The following is a 22,064-nucleotide window of genomic DNA, read 5'->3' as shown; positions in this document are numbered from 1 at the left end:
CGATCCGACATGGGTACCGCCGTGCTGACAATGTGCCGGTCTTTCATAGCGTCGGATTCCACGATGATGGGATCAGCCGATAGCCGGCGCCGTCTTTCTCGACGTGTCCGACCGACGGGAACGCGAAGTGGAATCCGATCACGATCGCCTTCTCCGCGGCCGCCATGTCGTAGAACTTGTGGCGGGTCTGCTGCGCAAGATCGGGGTCGGTGTCGAAGACGACGTGCCAATCCGGATGTCGCAGGAAGAATTCCGGGATGTTGGTGACATCGGATTGGATCAGAACCTTCGCGTTGCCCGACGCGACCGCGAACGAGGTGTGACCTGGCGTGTGGCCGGGGGTCGCGATCGACGTGATCCCCGGAGCGACCTCCTTGTCCCAGTCATATTTCGTCACCTTCGACTCGATACCGGCGAAGGTTTTCCTCACATTGGCGAAGTAGTTCTTCATCATCTCGCTGGACTGCGCCTTGGCCGCGTTGTCCTCGCTGGTCCAGAAGTCCCAATCCTTCGCAGGCACCATGATCTCGGCATTCGGGAACGCCATCGATCCGTCGGCTGCGCGGATGCCGTTGGTATGGTCGGGGTGCAGATGCGACAGCAGCACGACATCGATGGCCTTCAGATCGACGCCTGCCGCAGCAAGGTTCTGCAGGGTTCGGCCGACCGCGCCCTTGCTGGGCTCGAGATTGGCCACACCGTTCCCGGTGTCGATCAGCACGAGCTTGCTGCCGGTATTGATGATTTGGGGGTTGAAGGGGATGGTCACCATCCCTTTCGGCATGTAGGCGGCGTCGGCGGCGGCGACCGCCTCCTCCCTGGACGCGTTGGTGACGAACTTGTCCGGAACCGGAAACGTGCGCGCACCGTCATTGATGGACATGCACTCGAACGATCCCACCTTGTAGCGGTAGAAGCCGGCTGCCTGCGCGCCGGCCGGATTCATAGCCGCTCCGGCGGGCGCCGTGCCGAGGCGAGTAGCGGCCGCAGTCCCTGCCAAGGCTGCGCCGGCCAACAACTGACGACGGTTGAGATTGATCACGTGCCTCTCCTTCTGGTCGATCCAACGACGATGAAATTGAACGCGGCGCGGGACCTCAGACGATCCTGATCGACATGTTAGTTCGCGTCGTGATGTCGTCTTCATGTCTCTCAGTCCCAGAACGGGACGACCCGTGAAGGCTCCCCGTGGCGTTTTGCTTCAGTGGGCCAGCGGATCAGGCCTCATCTGCACCTTGTAAACCTTCGCCGACGCCTCCTTGCCGCCCTCGCCGTGGAAGCTCGCGCGCGTGCCGGTCGTGGTCCACAGACCTCGTCCCTTCCAGCCGGTGTCGGGATCGTCGATATCGCTTCTCATCGCCATGACAGCCGATCACGCCGCGAATAGTGCGCGCAACCGGCCGATGTCGTCGATTTCTTCGAGCCGCCCGACCATGTCGATCAGCTTCTCCGTCTTCTCACGCCCCAGAACGGGCGTCATCAGATCCCTGGTCTTGGCGTTGACGGCCTCCGTGCTCAGCGGATTCTCCCTGGTGCCCGGCGGATGCCTAGTGAAATGATCGACCTTGCGGCCATCGACCAGAGTCACCTCGACGATCGCACCGCGTGGCGCGGCCGGATCCATCAGACTCTTGTCGCCTACAAGCGTCACCTTCCCACGCTGCTCCAGGATCATCGGGTCGCGCATCAGCGCGACATCATGGCTGTCGGCGAATGAGACGGCCCCCTTGACCAAGGCGAGTGCGACGAGATGCTGACAGTTCACGTCGGGCATGGCGCTGTCGCCGACGATGCCCATCGCGTCGGTCGGAAGCTTGACCAGGATGCTGCGGACGTTGTCTGGAGTGAGCCCGTGCTGTCGGCGCAGCGTGAGCAGCGCATCCAGCGGCGACTGGATCGGATAGCCGACCGAAAAGGTCTTGATGGCGGTTTCCGTGACGTAGAAGCGGCTGCCGAGATCCTTGACCATCTCCTCCGGCTTCGGATCGCTCGACAGCGCGATGAACAGGTTGTGGGTGCCATCGAGCACGTCATCGACGCCGGTGAGCCCCGCCATCACCATGTCGACGGCCACGACGCCGTTGCGCGCGCCCATGCCGGCGAAATCGAATGCCTTCTCGATGTGGTCCTTGTCCTTCACCCAACTCCACAGCCCTGAGACCTGCTGCGCCGAATAGGAAATGGCGTGACGCATGCCCCGCTCGTCCAGCCGGGCCAGCGAGGCCGCCGCGCCGAGCGCACCGAATGTCGACGACGTGCCCTCGGCGCTGCGATGCGAGCCGCGCACCAGGTCCGGCCCGAGCGCCATCAGAAGCCGGCAGGTCAAGTCGTAGCCGAGCACAACGGCGCGGATCACGTCGCGCCCGCTGCAATGCTCCCGTTCAGCCATCGCGAGCGCGGCAGGGATGACCGCGCACCCCGGATGCGCCTTGGTGACCGGTTCGAAATCGTCGGTCTCGTCGGCGTGAGCGCACATGGCGTTTGCCATCGCCGCATTGACGGCCGTCGTCCGGAAGTCGGAGCCGACGACGGACGCCTGCGGCGCGCCGCCGAGGCTGCGCACGTATTTCAGCGCCATCTCGCCCGGATGCATCCGAGCGCCGGACACCATGGCGCCGAGCGTGTCGAACATGCGGTGCTTGCATGCGAGCACCACCTGCTCCGGCAGCTCCTGGTCGCGCGCCGCGACCATGTAGCGCGCCAAGCGTTCGGTTACGCCCGAGCCGGCGGCACGGGAGAAACGGATCGGCATCGCCGAGATCGCAGCAAACGCCCCCGCCGATTGCAGGAGCCGGCGACGTGACAGCTGGGCCCCGTTCTCCATGGTCACGCCGACGCCGACATCTTCGCGATGTCGGCTGCGCTCGACAGGCCCTCGACATTCCAGCAGGCGTCCATGATCCGCCGGATCGATGCGGCAGGAACGATGCCGTCGGCGAGATCGGAGAACTTCGCCTCGAGCTGCTGGTCGGTCATCGGCACTTCAACGCTGCCGACGGCGTGCTCGATGCGGCGGCTGAGCTTCCGCCCATCCTTCAGCACGATCGTCATCTCGACCTGCTCCGGCTTGATCTCGGGCGCGATGACCGGAATGACCTTGCTACGCAGCGACAGCACCGTCGGATCGGTTACCGCGCGATCGCTGAACTGCTTCTCTCCGCCCGCGCCTTCCACGATCGCCACGGCCACCGCGTGATAGATGCTGAACTTGCCCTCGAGCCCCTGCTGCGGCGTCTTCTTGCCGGTCAGCTCGAGCACGAGCGGATTGACCTTGAGATCGACGTGATCGATCCGGTCGCCCGTCAGCCTGTTCTCGTTGCGCAGCTGGATCGCGGCGTCGATCGCCGGATGCAGCACGATGCCGCAGGCGAACGGCTTGTAGGTGTTGAGCGCGGCTTCGTAACGCTTGCCGAGATCGCCGACGATCTCGCCATAGTCCTGCTTCGTGCTGATCGTGTTGGCCCAGCCGCGCTTCGCCTCGATCATCCCGTCCGACGACGTGAAATTCTTCGACGCCAGAATGGCGGCGAATATGCCGTTCGATGCCGCGCGGCCGGGGTTGAAGCTCTTGTTCATGGACCCGAACGATTCGCGCAGGCCGACCGGCTGCGACGCGGCGAGGCCCAGCGCCCAGGTCATTTGCTGCTCGTTGAGCTTCAACAGCTTGCCGGCAGCCGCAGCCGCACCGAACACCCCGGCAGTCCCGGTGATGTGCCAGCCGACATCGTAGTGGTTCGGATAGACGGCGTTGCCGATCCTGCACTCGGTCTCGACACCGAGGACGAGCGCATTCAAGAACTCCTTTCCGGAGACCGGCTGCATTTCCGAGAGCGCAATGATCGCCGAAACCACCGGGCCGGCCGGATGGATGATCGTCTTCAGATGGGTGTCGTCGAAATCGAAGATGTGGCTGGACACGCCGTTGATGAAGGCGGCGTTCATGATGTCGAACCGCTCGCGCCGGCCGAACAGCGACGCCTGCTGCGGGCCTGAGAACGGTGCCAGCGCGGCAACCGCAATATCAACCGTTTCATGTCGCGACCCGCCGATCGCGACGCCGACCCAGTTCAGCAGCGTCCTCACGCCTTCCTTGCGGACCTTGACCGGCAGATCATCGTATCCCGCCGAGACGATGTACCGCGCAAGCGTACGCGTGACCTCCTTGGGCGGCGCCGCGGCGGGCGCCGCCGGTGCCTCAGCCTGTGCAAAAGCCGCATTCGCGCCGACCGCGGACAAGGGAAGAGCGGCGGCGGCCTGAAGCAGGGTCCTGCGATCAGTGTACATGTGACGTCTCCCGGGCTTTGAACGAGGCCAATTGCGCGGCGAGCCGGACCGCGCTTTCGAGCGCGCCGGTGTTTGCGACGCCCTTGCCGACGATGTCGAACGCCGTGCCGTGCGAGGGCGTGGTGAAGACGGTCTCAAGGCCGGCCGTGACGGTCACTCCGCGATTGAAGCCGCGCAGCTTCGTCGCGATCTGCCCCTGGTCATGATACATCGCGACGACGCTGTCGAACTCGCCGGAAAAGGCGCGAATGTAAACCGTATCCGCTGGATACGGACCGCTGCAGACAATGCCCTTTTTCGCAATCGCCTCGACCGTCGGCTTGATCATCTCGATCTCGTCGCGACCGAACAAGCCGCCCTCGCCGGCATGCGGATTCAGCGCGGCCACGGCGATCCGCGGCGCAGCGACTCCGGATCTCCGCATCATCCTGTCGACGAGGACCACCGCATCGGCGATCCGCGCCGGGCTGATGTCGTTCAGCGCCTCGCGCAGGGACTGGTGCCCGGTGACGCGCGACATCCATTGACCATCCAGCACATTCATTTCAGAAAAATAGGTACGGTGCCCGAGCAGGTCCGCGAACATCTTGTGCTCGTCCGGGTACCTCCAGCCGCCGTCGAACATCGCCCGCTTGTTCAAGGGCGCGAAGGTGATGGCATTGATCGCGCCGTCCTTGGCAAGATCGATCGCCCGCGACAGCGTCTCTCCGGTGAGTCGCCCGGACTCGGCGCTGGCCTTTCCGATCGGGTGCCTCGACGGGTCTGTGTTGCCGAGATCGATTAGCTGTATCTTGCCAGAAGCCCAGGAAGCCTCGCTGGGGGAGCCGATCCGCTCGATATCGAAGCTCACGCCGGCATGCGCCATTCCCATCTCCAGCACGCGGGCATCGCCCACCACGACGAGGCGCGCCGCATCGGCCAGCCGGTGATCGGAGAGGATTCGCGCCGTCTGCTCAGGACCGATACCGGTGCAATCACCGGGAACCAGCGCCACGATTGGCAAGTCTTCACAGAGAACCATGGATCCTACTTTGCTGCTTTCATCTGGACGACCCGCCCCCAATCGTCGCGGTCGAATTCACCATCCCATTTCGCCACCACGATCGCGGCCACTGCGTTGCCGATCGTGTTGGTGATGGCGCGCGCCAGCGACATGAAGCGGTCTACTCCGAGCAATAGCGCGAGGCCTTCGACAGGCAGCCCGGCCGCAACGATGGTCGCCGCCAACGCGGCGAACGCCCCGCCCGTTACACCGGCTGCGCCCTTGCTGGTGAACAGCATCACGACAAACAGGCTCAACTGCTGCGCCGTGCTCAGCTCGATGCCGTAGACCTGCGCCACGAAGATCGTGCTCAGCGGCAATGTCAGCGCCACGCCGTCGAGATTGAAGGAGTAGCCGGACGGAATGACGAGACCGGTCACGGCGCGTCCCACCCCCGCCCTTGGCAGCTTCTCCATCATTCCGGGAATCGCGGTCTCCGACGACGACGTTCCGAGCACAACGAGAAGCTCGGGGCGCAACAGCCGGAGCAGGTCCATCAGCCGGATGCCGACCAGACGGCAGATCATTCCCAGGACGACGAAGATGAAGAACGCCATCATCCCCCAGGCCGTCCCGACCAGGAGCGCGAGGGCGTACAATGTGGCGGCGCCGAACTTGCCGACCGTGAAAGCCATGGCGCCGAAGGCCCCGATCGGTGCCAGCATGACGACGACATGGACCACGCTGAACACGAGTGCGGTCAACCGCTCCATGCCCGAGCGCAGCGACAGCGCCTTTTCGCCGAGCATCAAGAGGCCGATGCCGCACAGCAGCGCGAGCACGAGAACCTGAAGCACGTCGCCGCTGGCAAACGCGCCGAAGAAGCTTTCGGGGATCATATGCTGGATATAGGCCGACAACGAGCCGACATGTGTCTGCGCATAGCGGGCCACGGCTTCGGCCTGTTGCGGGGTGGCGTGCGCCACACCCGCGCCGGGCTGGACCCATCGCACCACGACGAAGCTGAACAGCAGGCAGAGCGTCGTGACGATTTCGAAATACAGGAAGGCCTTGAGTCCGATGCGTCCGACCGCCTTCATGTCGCCGACCTGCGCGATGCCCGTCACCACGACCAGGAACACCAGCGGCGCGATCGTGACCTTGATGAGCGAGATGAAGCCGTCGGCGAGCGGTTTGAATTCGAGTGCCGCAGCCGGAAACAGCGCGCCGACGAGTGCGCCGAGCACGGCGCCCGCCACGATCAGGACATAAGGCTCCCGCCAAAGCGAGCCGGCACGAGGCGCAGCAGCCTGCGTCGGGAGCGCCTCGGACAAAGGAGTCGTAGTGATCGTCAATTCCGTGTCCTCCCGCCTCGTGCTCTTCGGCGCTGCAAACAGCGTCTCCGCGGCCCCTTATCTTTGGCCTGACATTGGACCAGCCGGTGCCGCGGTGCTAATGCCAGATTGGAATAATTCAATAACGAATTGGCATCATGGACCTGAGCTGGATCGAGGATTTCCTCGCTATTGCGGAGGACGGCGGCTTCTCCCGCGCAGCGCTGCGCCGGCACGTGACGCAGCCGGCCTTGAGCCGGCGGATCAAGTCGCTGGAAGCGTGGCTTGGAGCGCCTCTGTTCGAGCGCAGCACCCATGTCGTGAAGCTGACGCCGGCAGGGGAGAGTTTTCGTCCGGTGGCGGAGGACGTCATTCGCAGGCTGTCAAACGGCCGCGAGGAGGCCCTGGAAGCGGCGCGCCTCAAGGCCGAGACCGTTCAATTCGTCGCCACCCACGCACTGTCGCAGACGTTCTTTCCGGACTGGATCCGCCGGGTCGATCGTGCGCGATCCGGTTCCGCCGTTCAGCTCGTGGCGTCGAACTTCGCCGGGGGTGAGAAGCTCCTGCTCGAGGCCCATGCGCATTTCATGCTGGCGCATTACCACCCATCGCTCGCCAGCCGCCTGGACAACGATCGCTTTCAGCGCATCGATCTCGCCGACGATGTCCTGGTCCCGATCAGCGCGACCGGTTACAAGGCCGTCACGCGCAGCGGTCGCCGGCGGCAATCGATGCCGCGGTTTGCGCTGCCTGGCTCTGCGGACAAGCCGCTGCCCTATCTCGCCTATCATCCAGGTTCCGGCGTGGGCCGCATCGTGACCGCCTTCCTCGCGACGAAGCAGCCGAGCGCCATGCTGCTCCCCAGCTTCTCAGCACCGGTGATGCTGCTCATCAACATGGCCCGGGAAGGCCGCGGGATCACCTGGGCTCCACGCAGCCTGGTCGAGCTCGATCTCCAGAGCGGCCGATTGGTGAGAGCCGGCCCGAAGGACTGGGACATCAAGATCAACATATGCCTCATCCGCGCACGGGCGCGGATGATCCATGCCGCTGAGAGTCTTTGGAGCACGGCAAGGAAGCTGGCAGCCACTTAGCCAATTGGCGAGAATTGGTTGCACAGCCAGCGTTGAGGTCAGCCCAGGCAGGGCTTCGGCCTCGCGCTCCATTTCCGCATCTCCTGCGCCTCTTCGACCCGCTACGGCTCGATTCATGTCTCTGGGCAGGCATAACGAGATGTCTGCCGGCAATCGCCTCTGCCTCGACCTCACTTGTCCCAAGATCGCGTAGCTTGATCACAAATATCGGGTCTGCAGTCCCCCCGGCGGCAATGTGACCGCGAACGGCGTCGGCATCGCCACCGGCGCCTATACCTCGCTGGGCTGACGCCGGAATTGTCCGGCCGCTGCATGCCGATCCTGTCGAACTCGCTGGTGACGCGCGCGCTCACTGCGGCCGAGCTCGCGGCGACCGGCTTCAAGACCCGGCAGGTGATCTCCGACACGCGCACTTTGCGCTTCTACTACCGGCTGCTGCCGGACGACCGCGTCCAGATCGGCAGCCGGAGCGCCATCACTGGCGCCGACGCTACGCATGACCGGCACCTCCAGCTCCTGATCGACGGCCTGCATCGCAAGTTTCCCGCGCTCACAGGCATCGAGATCGATTATTTGTGGTGGGGCTGGGTCGATGTCAGCCACGACATGATGCCGCGCATCGTGCGTCCCGATGCCCAGGCGAAGCTGGTCTATGCGCTCGGCTATGGCGGCAACGGCGTCTCCTATTCGGCGCAGGCCGGCCGCCGGATGGCGCAGATGCTCGCGGGCCAAGCCTTCAAGGGGCAGGATCTGCCGATCTTCACCTCGGCGCTGCCGACGCATCCCTTCGCGCCGTTCCGCCGCATCGGCCAGCGCCTGCTCTATCGCTGGTATCACTTGCGCGACGAGGCGAGTTGAGGCGCCTCTCGCCGCAGGTCGGTCCGACGAGCGTGCGCCTGCAGCAGCAGGGGTTCATGCCGTCGCTTCCCTGATCTCCACACGGATCGGAGTCGGATCGAAACCGTTGCATGGATTGTTCACCTGCGGACAGTTCGAGATCACGAACAGCACGTCCATCTCCGCGGTCACGTCGACGTAGTTGCCCGGCGCGGACGGGCCGTCGAGCACGGTGAAATTGCCGGAGGGCTCGATCGGCACGTTCATGAAGAAGTTCAGGTTGGAGACGATGTCGCGCTTGGTCAGGCCGTGCCGCGACAGCTCCAGGATGAAGTTTTCGCGGCAGGCATGCAGGTAGCGCGTCGCCTCACCGAAGCGCACGGCATTGCTCTCGCAGGAGCAGCAGCCCGCCGAGGTGTCGTGGCGGCCGCAGGTGTCGGCGGTGATCCGCGCCATCACCCGTCCGCGGTTGGAGATCAGCCGCGTGCCGAGCTCGAGATAGGCCGAGCCCTGGACGCGCAAGGTGTCCTGCGCGCTGTAGCGCTCGGCGGTGTCCTCCGCGACATAGATCAGCGCGTCCACCGCCTGCTCGCCCTCGCTGTCGATGATGCGGAGCGTCTGGCCCCTCTTCAGCACCCGCGACCAGGGCTGCTCGGCGGGAATGTCGAAGGCATAGACGATGCGGCCCAGATCAATCGATGACATGACCACGCTCCTCAGGCGAACAGCCGATCGGTGAATGCGTAGGCACGCAACGCTTCCGGCGACGCCGTGCGGCAGACGTCGTCGGCCGCGGGCGGCGGCAGCCGGTGCCGGATCAGCGTGATCGGCGCGGTCGCTGCGGGTCGCGCCGGATCGAGCGGATGGGCGCAGTTGGAGACGGCGACGATCAGGTTCATCTCGGCGCGCAGAGCGACGAAATCGCCGGAGAGTTTGCGCTCCGCGTGCCAGACGAAGCGGCCGTTTGCGTCCGTCGTCACCGGCGCAAAAAAGGTCACGCAAGGCGGGATGTCGCGCAGGCCCAGTCCGATCTTGGCAGCGGCCAAGATGAAATTCGCCTGCGTGTTGCGCGTCACCTCGCCATAGGCCGACAACGTCGAGTCAAGGGTCGAGCCGCCGACCAGAAGGTCATGCGCGCCGGACGTATCCTCGATCACCGAGAGCAGCACCCGTCCCATGTCCGACAGGATCATCCGGCCCTTCGACAGCGCCGCGCTCCATTGCACCTTCACGGTGTCGGCGCAGTTGATCCGCTCGCACGGATCCTCGCTGCGCCACGCCAGCAGCGAGACGCTGGAGCGGCCAAGATCATCGCTGATGCGCAGCGCCTCGCCGCGCGACAGCCGCATCGTCGCGTGCCAGCCTGGCGGCACCTGCTCGGTCCGGATGATCGCGTTCGCTGTGATCGGCGCACCGTCGCGCGCGGTCGGCGGCGGCAGCTGCTTCAGCTCCTGCCCCGCCGCGCGCAGCTCCTCGTAGCGGCGGCGGTTGGCGGCGGCCCGCTCCGCCTTGGTCTCTCCGCTCATGCGTCCGTCACCGTGAAATGCGCCTCGACCGGCCGTCCGGCCTTGCCGTTGATCGGCAGGATATCCTGCGGACAGGCGGAGAACGCGATCACCAGATCCATCTCCGCGCGCAAGCGCACTTGGCCGCCGGGAACGGGGCGCGGCGGCGCGGCAAAGCCGAGCGTGCCGTCGGCCTCCCAGGGAATGTTCATGAACAGATTGAGCGGGCTCGGCACCTCCGGCGGCGTCAGGCCGAGCTCGGCCATGCCGGCGAACAGATTGTCGGTGCAATTGTCGTGGTGGCCCTCGTGCCCGAGAAACGCGTAGCGATAGCGGTCGCAGGCGGCGATCAGAGTGTCGTGAATGCCGCCCGAAGTATCCTCGATCAAGGTCAGGATCGGCCGGCGCTTGTTGGTCCGCAACACGTCTCCCGGCCGCGGCACCAGATGCAGCGAATGCGCCCGCGTGTGCTCGTTCGACATGAACTCCGACAAGTCGGCGCGATTGAACGCCCAGGTGTCGACCACCTGCTCACCATGGGTATTGATCACGGTGACCACCTGGCCGGCCGTGACGAGCGCCGCTTTGCCGCGCCGCGCCGGAATCTCGATCGGATCCATCGCTCTCTCCTTCAGGGCTTGTAGGCGACCATGTCGATCTCGACGATGCCGCCGCGCGCCAGGTCGCAGACGCCGATCGTGGTCCGGCCAGGCCGCTGCGCATCGTCGAAATGGCTGGAGAAGATCGCGTTCATCGCCGCGTAGTCGCGCTTGAATTCGGTCAGGTAGATGCGGGCGAACACGACGTTCGCGAAGCTCATGCCGCAGCCCTTCAGCACACGCGCGAGGTTATCCATGACCTTGCGGGTCTGCGCGTCGATACCGTCCGGGAGCGGCAGCGCGTCGTCATCGGGATCGGTCGCGAGCTGGCCGGTGACGAACAGGAACGGACCGGCCCGCACCGCATGGCTATAGGGAGTGACCGGCCTCGGCGCATCCGGGAGCAGATGATAGATCGGATCCATGGCGTATCTCCTCGCGTTGTTTCTGGCTCATCCGGCGGCGTAGCGCTGGATGAACTGGCGCGCGCGTTCGGTTTCCGGGTTGACGAAGAAGCGCTCCGGAGGCCCGGTCTCGACCACGCGGCCGCGATCGAGAAACAGAATGCGGGTGGCGGCTTCGCGAGCAAAGCCCATCTCGTGGGTCACGATCACCATCGTGCGGCCCTCGCGTGCAAGCTCGCGCATCACCACCAGCACCTCGCCGACCAGCTCCGGATCGAGCGCGCTGGTCGGCTCGTCGAACAAGAGGACGTCCGGCTTCATCGCCAGCGCACGCGCAATGCCGACGCGCTGCTTCTGCCCACCGGACAGCCGCGCCGGGAACACATCGCATTTGTCGGAGAGCCCGACCTTGGCGAGGAGCGCCATCGCCTCCTCGCGCACCTCGGCCACGGGACGCTTCTGCACTTGCACCGGCGCCTCCATGAGATTCTGAAGGACCGTCAGATGTGGCCACAGCGCGAAATGCTGGAACACCATGCCGATCCGCGTGCGGACCCGCGACAGCTCACGGTCGGACATAACGACGCCACCATTGTTGATGCCGATGCGGTCGCCGTTGAGATAGATCTGACCGGCATCCGGCCGCTCCAGCCAGTTGATGCAGCGAAGCAGGGTCGACTTACCGGAGCCGGAGGGGCCGAGCACGCAGACCGTCTCGCCGCGCGTCACCGTGAAGCCGATATCGGAGAGCACCTCGAGCTCACCGAACCGCTTGGAAATGCCGGCGACGTCGAGCACGGCCATGTCGTCGGTCATCCCGGGCTCCCTCTCAGCGCCGCGCCGCGGCCAGCCGGCCGATGCCGCTGACACCCGCCTCGATCACGAGGCAGAGCCCCCAATAGAGGATCACGGCGGTGATGAAGGCGGCGAACGGCACGTAGTGGCGCGACTGGATCGAGCTCGCGGCATGCGTCAGCTCGGGCAGTGCGATGATAGTTAGAAAAGCGCTGTCCTTGACGATCTGGATCATCTGGTTGCCGATTACAGGACCTGCGGCGAGCAGCAGCGGCGGCAGGATGATGCGGCGGAACAATCGCGCCCCGGAGAAGCCGAAGGCGACGCCGGCTTCGATCGGCTCGCGCGGCTGCGCCGCCCAGGCGCCGCGCAGGATCTCGGCGAGATAGGCGGCGTGATAGACGGTCAGCGCCACCAGCCCCGAGCTCCAATTGTCGAGCCTAATGCCAAACGAGGGCAAACCGTAGTAGACGATGTAGGCGAACAGCAGGAACGGCACGCAGCGCATGCCGTCGACGAACACGCGCACGGTGAGCGCCAGCCAGCGCCGCTTCGACATCAGGGCCGGCGTCAGCACGAAGGCGATCACGAGCCCGGCGATCGCCGACAGCACCGAGAGGATCGTGGTGTTGCCGAGCCCGCTCAGCAGCAGACCCCGCTCGCTCCAGACGATGGCGAAATCCCGGATCATGCGGCCTCGGCTGCGAGCTGGCGCCGCTCGATGAAGCGCTGCAGCGAGACCAGCGCGAACACGATCGGCGCATACATCGCGATGGCGACCAGGAACGGCGGCAGCGGCTCATAGGTCTCGGCGCCGATGCGTACCGCCGCGCGGGTGATGTCGACGACGCCAACGACCGCCAGCACCGGCGTGACCTTGATCAGCAGCGACATCTCGTTGACGAGCCCGGGCAGACTGACCCGCACGATCTGCGGCAGGACGATGCGGCGTAAGCGCAGGCTCGCATGCATGCCGACCGACTGCGCGGCCTCGTACTGCTCCTTCGGGAAGTTCATCAGCGCGGCGCGCCAGACCTCGCAATTGAACGCCGAGGTGTTCATCACCAGCGCCAGGATCGCCGCCGACACCGGCCCGATTGCGATCCCGACATTGGGCAGCGCGAAGAACAGCAGCAGCAGCAACGTCACCAGGGGCGTCGCGCGCAGCACCGAGACATAGACGGCGACCACGCGGGCGATGACGGGCACGTCGGCCCAGCGCAGCAGTGCCAGGCCAAGGCCGATCGGCAGCCCGATGAGGATGCCGACCAAGGACAGCGTCACCGTGACCACCGCGCCCTGCAGGATGGCTAGGACGTCGGACGCGCTCATCGGAGCCCATCCGCAGCGCTGCGAGGCGGCCGGCGCGATGCACCGGCCGGCGGCGTGCCGTCGAGGGTCACGTCGCCGTCGAGCGGACCGGCGCGCAGCGATCGCCACCCGAACATGGGCTGCACCTCGTCCGCGACGTCAGAATTCCGGTTCGAACGTGACCGGGAGATCAGGAAAGGCCTCGCCGAACCATTTCTTCTGCAGCTCGGCGAAGCGGCCGGTTTCCTTCTCCTTGGCGATGAAGCCGTTCAGGAATTCGACCAGCTCCGTGTTTCCCTTGGCGACCGCCCAGGCCGGATAGGATTTGCCGGAGACGGGCTGGCCGACCGCGAACACGTTCGGCTTCTCGGCGATCAGCGCCTTGATGTTGATGATCGTGTTGACCACGTAGTCGACGCGGCCGAGCGCGAGATCCTGATAGGCTTCGGGATAAGAGGTGTATTCGACCACCTTGCCGAGCTTGCCGCCCTCCTTTTCCAGCATAGCCTGGAGCTCGGGCAGCCGCCCCAGCAGCGCGCTGCCGGCCTGCACGCCGACGGTCTTGCCGCTGAGATCCTTGATCGCGGAGATGCTCTTGTCGTCCTTGCGCTTCACGTAATAGTGCGTCGCGTCGGCGATCGGGCTGGTGAAGTCGAGCGACTTCTTGCGCTCCTTGGTGATGATCGCCGCGGTGATGGCGACATCGTACTTGCCGGTGGAGACGCCGGCCAGGATGCCCGTCCACGGCAGGATCTGCTGCTTGATTTCGAACGGCGCATATTTGCGCAGATCCTCGATCAGTTCGTTGTCGAAACCGGTCGGCTTGCCGTCCTTGACGAACTCGAAGGGACGGAAGTCGTCCTCGGTCGCGACGATGAGACCGCGCTTCTTGATCTCGTCGAGGCTGCCGGCCTTGGCGCTGAACGCGGGCGGCAAGGTCAGCGCGGCGGCCAGCAGCGCAAGCGCTGCTCGCCGCGACGGTGCCGACAGGCGGGGAAACGAAGGCTTGGTCATCTCGTATCTCCTTACATGAACTGATCAGTCGAAGCTGAAGCCGTGCGCGCGCAGATAAGGTGGGAAGGAAGCCCCCTCGGCCTTGGCGGCCTGCCGCGCCTTGTCCTCCGACCAGCCGTAGAAATCGGCCTCGCCGAACTCGGCGTTGCCGCGCTGCTGCTCTTTCGGAATCGCGTGCCGCGCATGGCGTCGCCGGTCGTAATCGTCGAGCGTCACGGGCAGCGCATCGTCGCCGTAGCGGTCGACATGGGTGGTGATGCTGCGCGGCAGCCGCAGGCTGACATGGCCTTCTGCCGCGGGATAGCCGAGACACAGCCCAGCGACGGGAAACACCATGTCGGGCAGTTCCAGCACATCGGCGACCGTGTCGATCTCGTTGCGGATCACGCTGATCGGACAGGTGCCGAGGCCAGCGGACTCCGCGCACAGGATCATGGTCTGCAGCGCCAGCGCCGCATCGACCGAGGCGTTGAAGAAGCCTTCCAGGGTGCCGTTCCTGACCGGCTTGCCGCGCAGCTCGCCGATCCGCTGCAGCCGCCGCGCATCACCCAGGAAAACGAAGAACACCGGCGACGCACCGATCCAGGGCATGCTCGGAAACAGCCGGCCGATCGCCGCCCGCTTGTCGGCATTGCGCACGCGCATCACCGAAGCCTGCTGGAAATCCGACTTGGCCGAGGCGCTCAGCGCGCAGGCGACGAGCAGGTCGAGCAGCCCCTCCTCCGGCATCCGGTCGCTATAGCGGCGCACCGTCTTGCGCGACAGCACGCCGCGCAGGAACGCATTGGCCTCGACATCGCCGCCATCGGGTCCGCCGTCTCCGAAGCGTGTGGCGAGGGCATCGGCATGCTCGGACATCACAGCGCTCCTATCGCATCACGCGCGACGCGCCAGGTCGAACGAACGCCATTGGCCTGAGCCATGATCGGCGGATCCCGCAGCGGCAGACGTCGCATTGCTCACCCCACGCGCTGCGACATCGGTGTCGCCGCCCCGGATCGATTTCGCCGCGGCTTCCGCAGCTATTATTCGAGATGTGAGCAAGGGACATGCCAGATGTCGCGGGGCCTGGCGCAGCGCGACCGCTCCTGCAACGATCTTCACCGAAAATGAGCAGCCAAATGCGCCGGTTGCGGACAAAACGCCGCAGCACCTGAATGCGGAGCATGCTTCGTATTTACGGCGACGGCGCCCCGACCGGATACTGCACTCCGGCGACGCGCTGCTTTTCGGGCAGCACCATGCCCATTATCTAATCGGAACTCATCGCGGTCGGGCGCGCTCAGTCTGGCGATCGTGTCGCATCGAGCCGTTCGCCCTGCGCCTTGACGATCGCCTGCATCATGGCAATGAAGCGTTTCTGATCGGCCTTGGTGAGATCCGCGACCGTCGCGAGATGCGCCGCCCGTGCCGGCCGCTCGATCTTGCGCAGCAATGCCGCGCCGGAACGGGTCAGGCGGCAGGTCCGCGACCGCCGGTCGTGCGGTCCGACGCTGCGATCGACGAAGCCGCGCGCCTGCAGCCGCTTCAATGCGCCGGTCGTCGTGGTCCGGTCGAGCGCGATGTCCTGGGCCAGCGCCGTCTGATCCGCCGTCCCCCGTTTCGCCAGCGCCGTCAACAGGCTGTACTGCAACGGCGTGATCTCATAGGCGGCGCATTTCTGCTGGAACAGCGCGACGTGGATCTGGTGCAGCCGCCGGATCAGATAGCCCGGGCGCGCCTCGAGCGGCCATGACGGATCTGCTTTCGGATTAGTCCTTCCTGCCATCGAACGGCTCCCGCATAAGCGCTGATCACGCTGCATCAATTTGAAGCTGTCTATGGCACGGATCTTGATGTAATGCGAAGTATGCTTCGTAAATCGGTCGGCACATCATCGGTGCCGGCTCATCGAGGAAGGCTTTGACCGGGACGAGCACGCTGCCCGGAAAGGAGACCTTGCATGTCCGTGAGCGCCTCGTTCGACCTGCTGCTGCGCGGCGGTCGTGTCATTGACCCCGCCTCCGGCATCGATGGACTGAAGGATGTCGCCATCCGCAATGGCCGCATCGCCGCTGTCCAGTCCGATATCCTGCCGACCAGCGCCAGGGACGTCGTCGACGTCACCGGCCAGCTCGTGCTTCCCGGACTGATCGACACCCACGCACATGCCTATCAGTACGTCACCGGCCGCTTCGGCATGAATGCGGACATGGTCGGCGTACAGTCGGGCGTCACCAGCCTGATCGACCAGGGTGGTCCGTCCTGCATGACCCTGCCCGGCTTCCGGCACTTCGTCGCCGAGCAGGCGCAATCGCGCGTCTATGCGTTCCTGTCGGCCTATCTGGTCGGCGGCCTCGAGGGCCATTACTACCCCGATCTCTACCGGCCCGACTGTGTCGACATCGACGCGACGGTGAAATCCGCGGTCGCCAACCGCGACCTCGTCCGCGGCATCAAGGCACATGCCGAGATCGGCGGCTTCGCGCGCTGGGGCATCCGCGTGATCGAGATGGCCGCCGAGATCGGCCGCCGCGCCGAGCTGCCGGTCTATGTGCATTTCGGCCAGCTCTGGGGCCTGCCGGCGAGCGGCACCAATGGCGAGGACGTCGACACCATCCTGGAGCGCGTGATCCCGCTGCTGCGTCCGGGGGACGTGCTGGCGCACCCGTTCACACGGCATCCCGGCGGCTTCGTCAACACCAAGGGCGATGTACATCCGGTGATCCAGGCCGCGCTCGACCGCGGGCTCAAGGTCGACGTCGGTCATGGCAGCCATTTCTCCTATCGGCTGGCGCGCAAGGCGATCGACGCCGGCATCGTGCCGCATACGCTCGGCGCCGACATCCACGGCTACAACACGCATGTGCCAGCACCGGCCGGCACGCCGGACGAACATGCCGACGACGAGAACCATCCGTTCGCGGGCCAGGCCAAGTTCAGCCTCGTGCAGGCGATGAGCTCGCTGGTCGCGCTCGGGCTGACGCTGGAGCAGGTCGTGCCGATGGTGACGTCGAACCCGGCTAGCATGCTCGGCCTGTCCGATCAGATCGGCGCACTGCGTCCGGGCATGGACGCCGACGTCAGCGTGCTCCAGGAGAAGCAAGGGCGCTTCGTGCTGCGCGACAACGAGAAGACCGAGGTGATTGCCGATCGGCTGCTGCAGCCGGTGTTCTGCCTGCGCGCCGGCGTCAGGCACGACGCAACGGCGCCGATCCTGCCTGCAGCGGTCGCGGCCTGACGTGGCCGGCGCGGCGCCGACCGTCTCGGATGAGCGCGCGCCGCGTGGCGTCGGCGCGCGGCTGCAGCGCAAGGAGGACGATCGCTTCCTGCGCGGCCGCGGCCAGTATGTCGCCGACATCAGGCTGCCGGGGATGAAGGACGTCGCCTTCGTGCGCAGCCCGATGGCGCACGCCAGCATCAAGGCGATCCATATTCCCACGGTGTACCGCGACGTCGTCTTCACGGCCGACGACCTCGCCGGCATCAAGCCGATCCGCGCCGTCTCAGGCCTGCCCGGGTTCAAGATTTCCGAGCAGCCGGTGCTGGCGACAGGCAAGGTGCGCCATGTCGGCGAACTCGTGGCGATGTGCGTCGCGCGCAGCCGCGCCGAGGCCGAGGACATCGCCGCTTCCGTCGAGCTCGACCTGGAGCCGCTGCCGGCGGTGCACGACATGCGGCTGGCGCGCGCGGCCGGCAGCGCGCTCGTGCACGAGCATTGGGGCGACAACGTCTTCCTGGAAACGAATTTCGAGGTCGACATCACTGCGGCGCTCGACGCGCCGATCAAGGTGACGCGCGAGATCACGACGGCGCGCCAGTGCATGGCGCCGCTGGAGGGCCGCGGCGTCGTCGCGACCTTCGATCACCGGCTCGATCAGCTCACGCTGCACACGGGCTCGCAGATGCCGCACATCGTGCGCAACGGCCTGTCCGACTGCCTCGGCATCGAACAGGGCCGCATCCGCATCATCGCGCCGGATATCGGCGGCGGCTTCGGCCACAAGGGCATCCTGCTGCCCGAGGAGGTCTGCCTGAGCTGGCTCGCCATGCACAAGGGCTGGACGGTGCGCTGGCTCGAGGACCGGCGCGAGCATTTGAGTGCGAGCGCGAATTGCCGCGAGCACGCCTATCACATCACGGTCTATGCCGATCGCGACGGCCGCCTGCGCGGTATCGATTGCGAGGCGATCGTCGATTCCGGCGCCTACTCGTCCTATCCGTTCTCGGCCTGCCTCGAAGCGGCGCAGATCGCGAGCATCCTGCCGGGGCCGTATCGGATGCCGGCCTATCGCTGCCGCACCTACTCGGTCGCAACCAACAAATGCCCGATCCTGCCCTATCGCGGCGTGGCGCGCACCGGCGTCTGCTTCGCGCTTGAGCTGCTGCTCGATGCTGTCGCGGCTGAAGCCGGGCTCGAGCCCGGCGAGGTGCGGCTGCGCAATCTGGTGCAACCGCAGGACATGCCGTTCGACAACATCACCAACAAGCATTTCGATAGCGGCGACTATCCCGGCGCGTTGCAGCGGGCGCTGGCGTCGATCGACGTCCCGGCGATCCGCGCCCGGCAACAGCGCGGCGAGGCGGACGGCCGGCTGATCGGGACCGGCGTCTCGATCTATTGCGAGCAGGCCGCGCATGGCACCTCGGTCTACGCGGGCTGGGGCATCCCGATGGTACCCGGCCACGAGCAGGCGACGGCGCGCCTGACGCCCGACGGCGGGCTCGAGCTGCGCGTCGGCGTTCATTCGCACGGACAGGGACTCGAGACTACGCTGGCTCAGGTCGCGTCCGAAGTGCTCGGCGTCGATCCCGGCAACATCCGCGTCGTGCTCGGCGACACCGCGATGACGCCCTACTCCACCGGCACCTGGGGCTCGCGCTCGATGGTGATGGCCGGCGGCGCCGTGGGCACCGCCTGCGCGCAGCTCGTCGCGCGCGCCACGCGCATCGGCGCCAAGCTGCTGCAGCTCGCGCCCGAGGCGGTCGTGTGGCGTGAGGGCCGCGCCTGCGGACCGAACGGCAGCGTCAGCCTCGCCGAGATCGCCCACACCTGGTACCGCCGACCGCAGGACCTTCCCGCCGACGTTGACCCGGCCGGCCTCGAGATCACCAGCGGCTACAAGCCGGTGCGCGACAGCGGCACCTTCTCCTACGCGGCCCATGCCGTCACGGTCGCTGTCGATCCGGATCTCGGCGAGGTCGAGCTGCTCGACTACGTCATCGTCGAGGATGGCGGTGTCCTCGTCAATCCGATGATCGTCGACGGCCAGATTCTCGGCGGCCTGGCGCAGGGCATCGGCACCGCTCTGTACGAGGAGATGCCGTTCGACGACGCCGCGCAGCCGCTGGCGACGACGCTGGCCGATTACCTGCTGCCGGGTCCGACCGAAGTCCCCGAACCGCGCCTGTTCCACATGGAGACGCCGTCGCCCTACACGATGTTCGGCGTCAAGGGCATCGGCGAAGGCGGTGCGATCGCGCCACCGGCGGCGATCGCCAATGCCGTCAACGATGCGCTGCGGCCGCTTGGTGCGGAGCTGATGCAGCCACCGCTGTCGCCACGCCGCATTGTCGCGGCAGTGCTGGCAGCGAAACAGGCGCAAGCGAGCTCGCCGTGAAGGCTGCATCCTTCGCCTATGAGCGTCCCCACAGCGTCGGCGCCGCGCTCGCCCTGCTCGCGGACGCCAATGGCGGCGCAAGGATCATGGCCGGTGGCCAGTCGCTCGGGCCGATGCTCAATCTGCGCCTGGTGCAGCCGCCGTTGATCGTCGACATCGCGGGGCTCGCCGAGCTTCGTACGGCCGAGCGTGACGGCGATGATCTTGTCATCGGCGCCTGCGTCACCCATGCCGACATCGAGGACGGCCGGCTTCCTGACGTGACTCATGGCGTGCTGGGGCGGATCGCGCGCGGCATTGCTTACCGCGCCGTACGCAACCGCGGCACGATCGGAGGCTCGCTAGGTCATGCCGACCCGGCCGCCGACTGGGTAACGACGCTCACGGCCCTCGGCGCCGGCGTGCGGCTGACGAGCTCCACCGGCCAACGTGACATCGCCGTGGCAGAGTTCATCCAGGGCGCACTGCAGACCGCGCTGCGTCCCGGCGAGTTCGTCGCCGCGATCCGCCTTCCCTCCCTGTCGCCCACGACGCGCTTCGGCTACGCCAAGGCCTGCCGCAAGCCCGGCGAATTCGCGCATGCGATGGCCGCCGTCCTGATCGAGCCGGACAAGGCCTGCAGCCGAGTTGTGATCGGCGCCATCGACAGGACGCCGATCGTCGTCGACGATTCATCGCTGTTTGGCGGAGCGAACACCAGGCTCGGGCAGCAGTTCGATCGCGACCTCGCCGACCGCCTGCTGATGCAGGCCGGCGTGACCGATCCGGCCGCCCGGCACATCCACGTGACCGTGCTCGCGCGGGCGATCGCGGAGGCCGCGGCGTGATGAAGCTCCAGCTCACCGTCAACGGCAGCGCGACCGAGGCCACGGTCGAACCGCGTATCCATCTCGCCGACGTCCTGCGTGATCGGCTCGACCTGACCGGGACGCATCTCGGCTGCGAGCATGGCGTCTGTGGCGCCTGCACGCTGCTGCTCGACGGCGCTCCGGCCCGCTCCTGCATCACGCTCGCGGTGGCCTGCGATGGTGCTGCGGTCACGACCATCGAAGGCCTGGATGAGGATGAGATCGCAGCCGAGCTGCGCACGGCCTTTGCGCGCGAGCATGCGCTGCAATGCGGCTACTGCACACCCGGCATGATCATGTCGGCGCGCGACCTCGTGCTGCGCCTCGATCACGCGGACGAGCAGGCCATCAGTGTCGGGTTGAGCGGCAATCTCTGCCGTTGCACCGGCTATGTCGGGATCGTCCGCGCTGTCCGCGCGGTGATCGAGGCGCGGCGGCAGCGTGGCATCGCGGCCGTCATCGGCGCCGGACGCACGACGCTCGGACCCGTCGGATCGCAGTCGGGCGCGGTCGCGACCGCTGCGTCGTCAGCGCGGCCGGCAATGGCGGAGATGGCGGTTGACCGGGGCGCTGCCATCAGCACACGCGATATTCCCGAGGCCGTGCCCGCCAAGAGCTTCGACGCATCCTTCACTGTGAACGCCGCGCCTGCGCAGGTTTTCGCGCTGTTCGGAAACCTCACGACCCTGGCCGCATGCTTTCCCGGCGCGATGATCACGGCCATGCCGGCCCACGATCGCATCGAAGGCGAGATCAGGGTCGCGCTTGGCCCGCTTGCGGCCGTGTTCCGCGGCGCCGCGCGGATCGAGCGCGACGACGCAAGTCTGTCCGGCCGGCTCATCGGCACGGGACGTGACCAGCGGAGCCGCACCTCGACCTCCGGGCAGATCAGCTGGCGCATGCTTCCGATCGACGAAGGACGGGCAACCCGCGTCGAGCTCGCCATACGCTACAGCCTCTCCGGTCCACTAGCGCAGATCGCGCGCGACGGGTTGGTGCGCGATCTGGCGGCGCGCCTCACGACGACGTTCGCGCAAAACTGCGAGCGACATCTCAACGGCACGTTGAATCCGGCGGAGGCTGCCGAGCCGCAGCGCCTCAACGCACTTGCCCTCCTGATGGACATCGCACGGACACGTCTTACGGCCTTCGCGCAGCGCATGCGCGGGCAATGAAGCAGCCTCTCACCGGCGGCCTGGTTCTCGCCCACGGTCAGCTTTGAATGAGCGCCGAACACCAGCGCGGAACAACGTCCCGGCACCTGTCTCCACGTTTCAAACAGCAGGCGTGACGACGCGATCTCGCGGCCGCCCGAGCCCGAGTAATTGTCTTCATTCAACCGCCTCTCAACGAAGAGGCGCAGGGAAGACCGGGTATCGGCTGATACCCGCGGTCCGCGTGCAGCAAAAAAGCACGCGGCAGAACCACAGGTTCAGCCCAATATCCGGCCTTCCCTG

General features: G+C 66.2%; 21 protein-coding genes and 1 pseudogene. 6 read left to right on the top strand and 16 right to left on the bottom strand.

The features are described from left to right. Nucleotides 1-43 precede the first annotated feature (43 nt). The 6 genes from QX126_RS32325 to QX126_RS32300 form a co-directional block, all read right to left on the bottom strand. Nucleotides 44-1,042 carry an MBL fold metallo-hydrolase gene (locus QX126_RS32325; protein WP_315744920.1) on the bottom strand — a complete coding sequence of 333 codons (999 nt, stop codon included), beginning with the start codon at nucleotides 1,040-1,042 and terminating at the stop codon, nucleotides 44-46. Nucleotides 1,043-1,201: 159 nt separating this feature from the next. Next, complete coding sequence (locus QX126_RS32320; protein ID WP_315786481.1) at nucleotides 1,202-1,363, bottom strand: hypothetical protein; 162 nt, start codon at nucleotides 1,361-1,363, stop codon at nucleotides 1,202-1,204. 9 nt (nucleotides 1,364-1,372) lie between these two features. Beyond that, entirely contained in the window at nucleotides 1,373-2,824 is a 1,452-nt protein-coding gene (locus QX126_RS32315) for an MmgE/PrpD family protein (protein WP_315786479.1), read from the bottom strand. Between the two features lie 2 nt (nucleotides 2,825-2,826). Continuing rightward, nucleotides 2,827-4,284: an MmgE/PrpD family protein gene (locus QX126_RS32310; protein ID WP_315786475.1), complete on the bottom strand. Its 1,458-nt coding sequence runs from the start codon at nucleotides 4,282-4,284 to the stop codon at nucleotides 2,827-2,829. Then, nucleotides 4,274-5,305, bottom strand: coding sequence for a PdxA family protein (locus QX126_RS32305; RefSeq protein ID WP_315786503.1), 1,032 nt, complete (start codon nucleotides 5,303-5,305; stop codon nucleotides 4,274-4,276). The genes QX126_RS32310 and QX126_RS32305 overlap by 11 nt, the downstream gene beginning before the upstream one ends. Nucleotides 5,306-5,310: 5 nt before the next feature. Further along, complete coding sequence (locus QX126_RS32300) at nucleotides 5,311-6,621, bottom strand: cation:dicarboxylate symporter family transporter (RefSeq protein WP_315786473.1); 1,311 nt, start codon at nucleotides 6,619-6,621, stop codon at nucleotides 5,311-5,313. Between the two features lie 137 nt (nucleotides 6,622-6,758). Here QX126_RS32300 and QX126_RS32295 point away from each other — a divergent pair, with 137 nt between their 5' ends. After that, the gene (locus tag QX126_RS32295) at nucleotides 6,759-7,694 is read left to right on the top strand and encodes a LysR family transcriptional regulator (protein WP_315786470.1); all 936 of its coding nucleotides are present in this window, start codon (nucleotides 6,759-6,761) and stop codon (nucleotides 7,692-7,694) included. A gap of 223 nt (nucleotides 7,695-7,917) precedes the next feature. Continuing rightward, a pseudogene (locus tag QX126_RS32290) lies at nucleotides 7,918-8,552 on the top strand (NAD(P)/FAD-dependent oxidoreductase); the annotation flags it as partial. Between the two features lie 54 nt (nucleotides 8,553-8,606). On the opposite strand, the gene QX126_RS32285 reads toward QX126_RS32290, so the two are convergent. The 10 genes from QX126_RS32285 to QX126_RS32240 form a co-directional block, all read right to left on the bottom strand. Then, nucleotides 8,607-9,236 (bottom strand): urea amidolyase associated protein UAAP2, encoded by a 630-nt coding sequence (locus QX126_RS32285; protein ID WP_315786467.1) that lies wholly within the window; start codon nucleotides 9,234-9,236, stop codon nucleotides 8,607-8,609. 11 nt (nucleotides 9,237-9,247) lie between these two features. Then, a complete protein-coding gene (locus QX126_RS32280; RefSeq protein ID WP_315786465.1) occupies nucleotides 9,248-10,057 on the bottom strand; it encodes an urea amidolyase associated protein UAAP1 in 810 nt (269 codons plus the stop codon). Then, on the bottom strand, nucleotides 10,054-10,656 hold the full coding sequence (locus QX126_RS32275; RefSeq protein WP_315786462.1) for an urea carboxylase-associated family protein: 603 nt from the start codon (nucleotides 10,654-10,656) through the stop codon (nucleotides 10,054-10,056). The genes QX126_RS32280 and QX126_RS32275 overlap by 4 nt, the downstream gene beginning before the upstream one ends. 11 nt (nucleotides 10,657-10,667) lie before the next feature. Next, nucleotides 10,668-11,060 (bottom strand): RidA family protein, encoded by a 393-nt coding sequence (locus QX126_RS32270; protein ID WP_315786459.1) that lies wholly within the window; start codon nucleotides 11,058-11,060, stop codon nucleotides 10,668-10,670. 27 nt (nucleotides 11,061-11,087) lie between these two features. Then, a complete protein-coding gene (locus QX126_RS32265) occupies nucleotides 11,088-11,855 on the bottom strand; it encodes an amino acid ABC transporter ATP-binding protein (RefSeq protein WP_315786457.1) in 768 nt (255 codons plus the stop codon). Between the two features lie 13 nt (nucleotides 11,856-11,868). Continuing rightward, nucleotides 11,869-12,525 carry an amino acid ABC transporter permease gene (locus tag QX126_RS32260; protein WP_315786455.1) on the bottom strand — a complete coding sequence of 219 codons (657 nt, stop codon included), beginning with the start codon at nucleotides 12,523-12,525 and terminating at the stop codon, nucleotides 11,869-11,871. Continuing rightward, nucleotides 12,522-13,166: an amino acid ABC transporter permease gene (locus QX126_RS32255; RefSeq protein WP_315786454.1), complete on the bottom strand. Its 645-nt coding sequence runs from the start codon at nucleotides 13,164-13,166 to the stop codon at nucleotides 12,522-12,524. The genes QX126_RS32260 and QX126_RS32255 overlap by 4 nt, the downstream gene beginning before the upstream one ends. 138 nt (nucleotides 13,167-13,304) lie before the next feature. Further along, nucleotides 13,305-14,159: a transporter substrate-binding domain-containing protein gene (locus QX126_RS32250; RefSeq protein WP_315786452.1), complete on the bottom strand. Its 855-nt coding sequence runs from the start codon at nucleotides 14,157-14,159 to the stop codon at nucleotides 13,305-13,307. 24 nt (nucleotides 14,160-14,183) lie between these two features. After that, nucleotides 14,184-15,017, bottom strand: a complete 834-nt coding sequence (locus QX126_RS32245) for a nitroreductase family protein (RefSeq protein WP_315786449.1) — start codon at nucleotides 15,015-15,017, stop codon at nucleotides 14,184-14,186. A gap of 424 nt (nucleotides 15,018-15,441) precedes the next feature. Further along, nucleotides 15,442-15,927, bottom strand: coding sequence for a MarR family winged helix-turn-helix transcriptional regulator (locus tag QX126_RS32240; protein WP_315786448.1), 486 nt, complete (start codon nucleotides 15,925-15,927; stop codon nucleotides 15,442-15,444). Between the two features lie 174 nt (nucleotides 15,928-16,101). On the opposite strand from QX126_RS32240, the gene QX126_RS32235 reads away from it, so the two are divergent. Genes QX126_RS32235 through QX126_RS32220 form a run of 4 tightly spaced genes read left to right on the top strand, consistent with a single transcriptional unit; the run spans nucleotide 16,102 to nucleotide 21,782 of the window. After that, entirely contained in the window at nucleotides 16,102-17,379 is a 1,278-nt protein-coding gene (locus tag QX126_RS32235) for an amidohydrolase/deacetylase family metallohydrolase (RefSeq protein ID WP_315786446.1), read from the top strand. 1 nt (nucleotide 17,380) lies between these two features. Beyond that, nucleotides 17,381-19,759, top strand: coding sequence for a xanthine dehydrogenase family protein molybdopterin-binding subunit (locus tag QX126_RS32230; RefSeq protein WP_315786445.1), 2,379 nt, complete (start codon nucleotides 17,381-17,383; stop codon nucleotides 19,757-19,759). Further along, nucleotides 19,756-20,586: an FAD binding domain-containing protein gene (locus tag QX126_RS32225; protein WP_315786443.1), complete on the top strand. Its 831-nt coding sequence runs from the start codon at nucleotides 19,756-19,758 to the stop codon at nucleotides 20,584-20,586. Before QX126_RS32230 ends, QX126_RS32225 begins: the two co-directional genes overlap by 4 nt. Beyond that, a complete protein-coding gene (locus QX126_RS32220; protein ID WP_409999142.1) occupies nucleotides 20,583-21,782 on the top strand; it encodes a 2Fe-2S iron-sulfur cluster-binding protein in 1,200 nt (399 codons plus the stop codon). Before QX126_RS32225 ends, QX126_RS32220 begins: the two co-directional genes overlap by 4 nt. Nucleotides 21,783-22,064: the final 282 nt, after the last annotated feature.

Source organism: Bradyrhizobium sp. SZCCHNPS1003 (assembly GCF_032381555.1).
Taxonomy (GTDB): Bacteria; Pseudomonadota; Alphaproteobacteria; order Rhizobiales; family Xanthobacteraceae; genus Bradyrhizobium.
The sequence above is the reverse complement of the archived record's forward strand: the minus strand, read 5'-3'. Positions and strand labels throughout refer to the sequence as shown.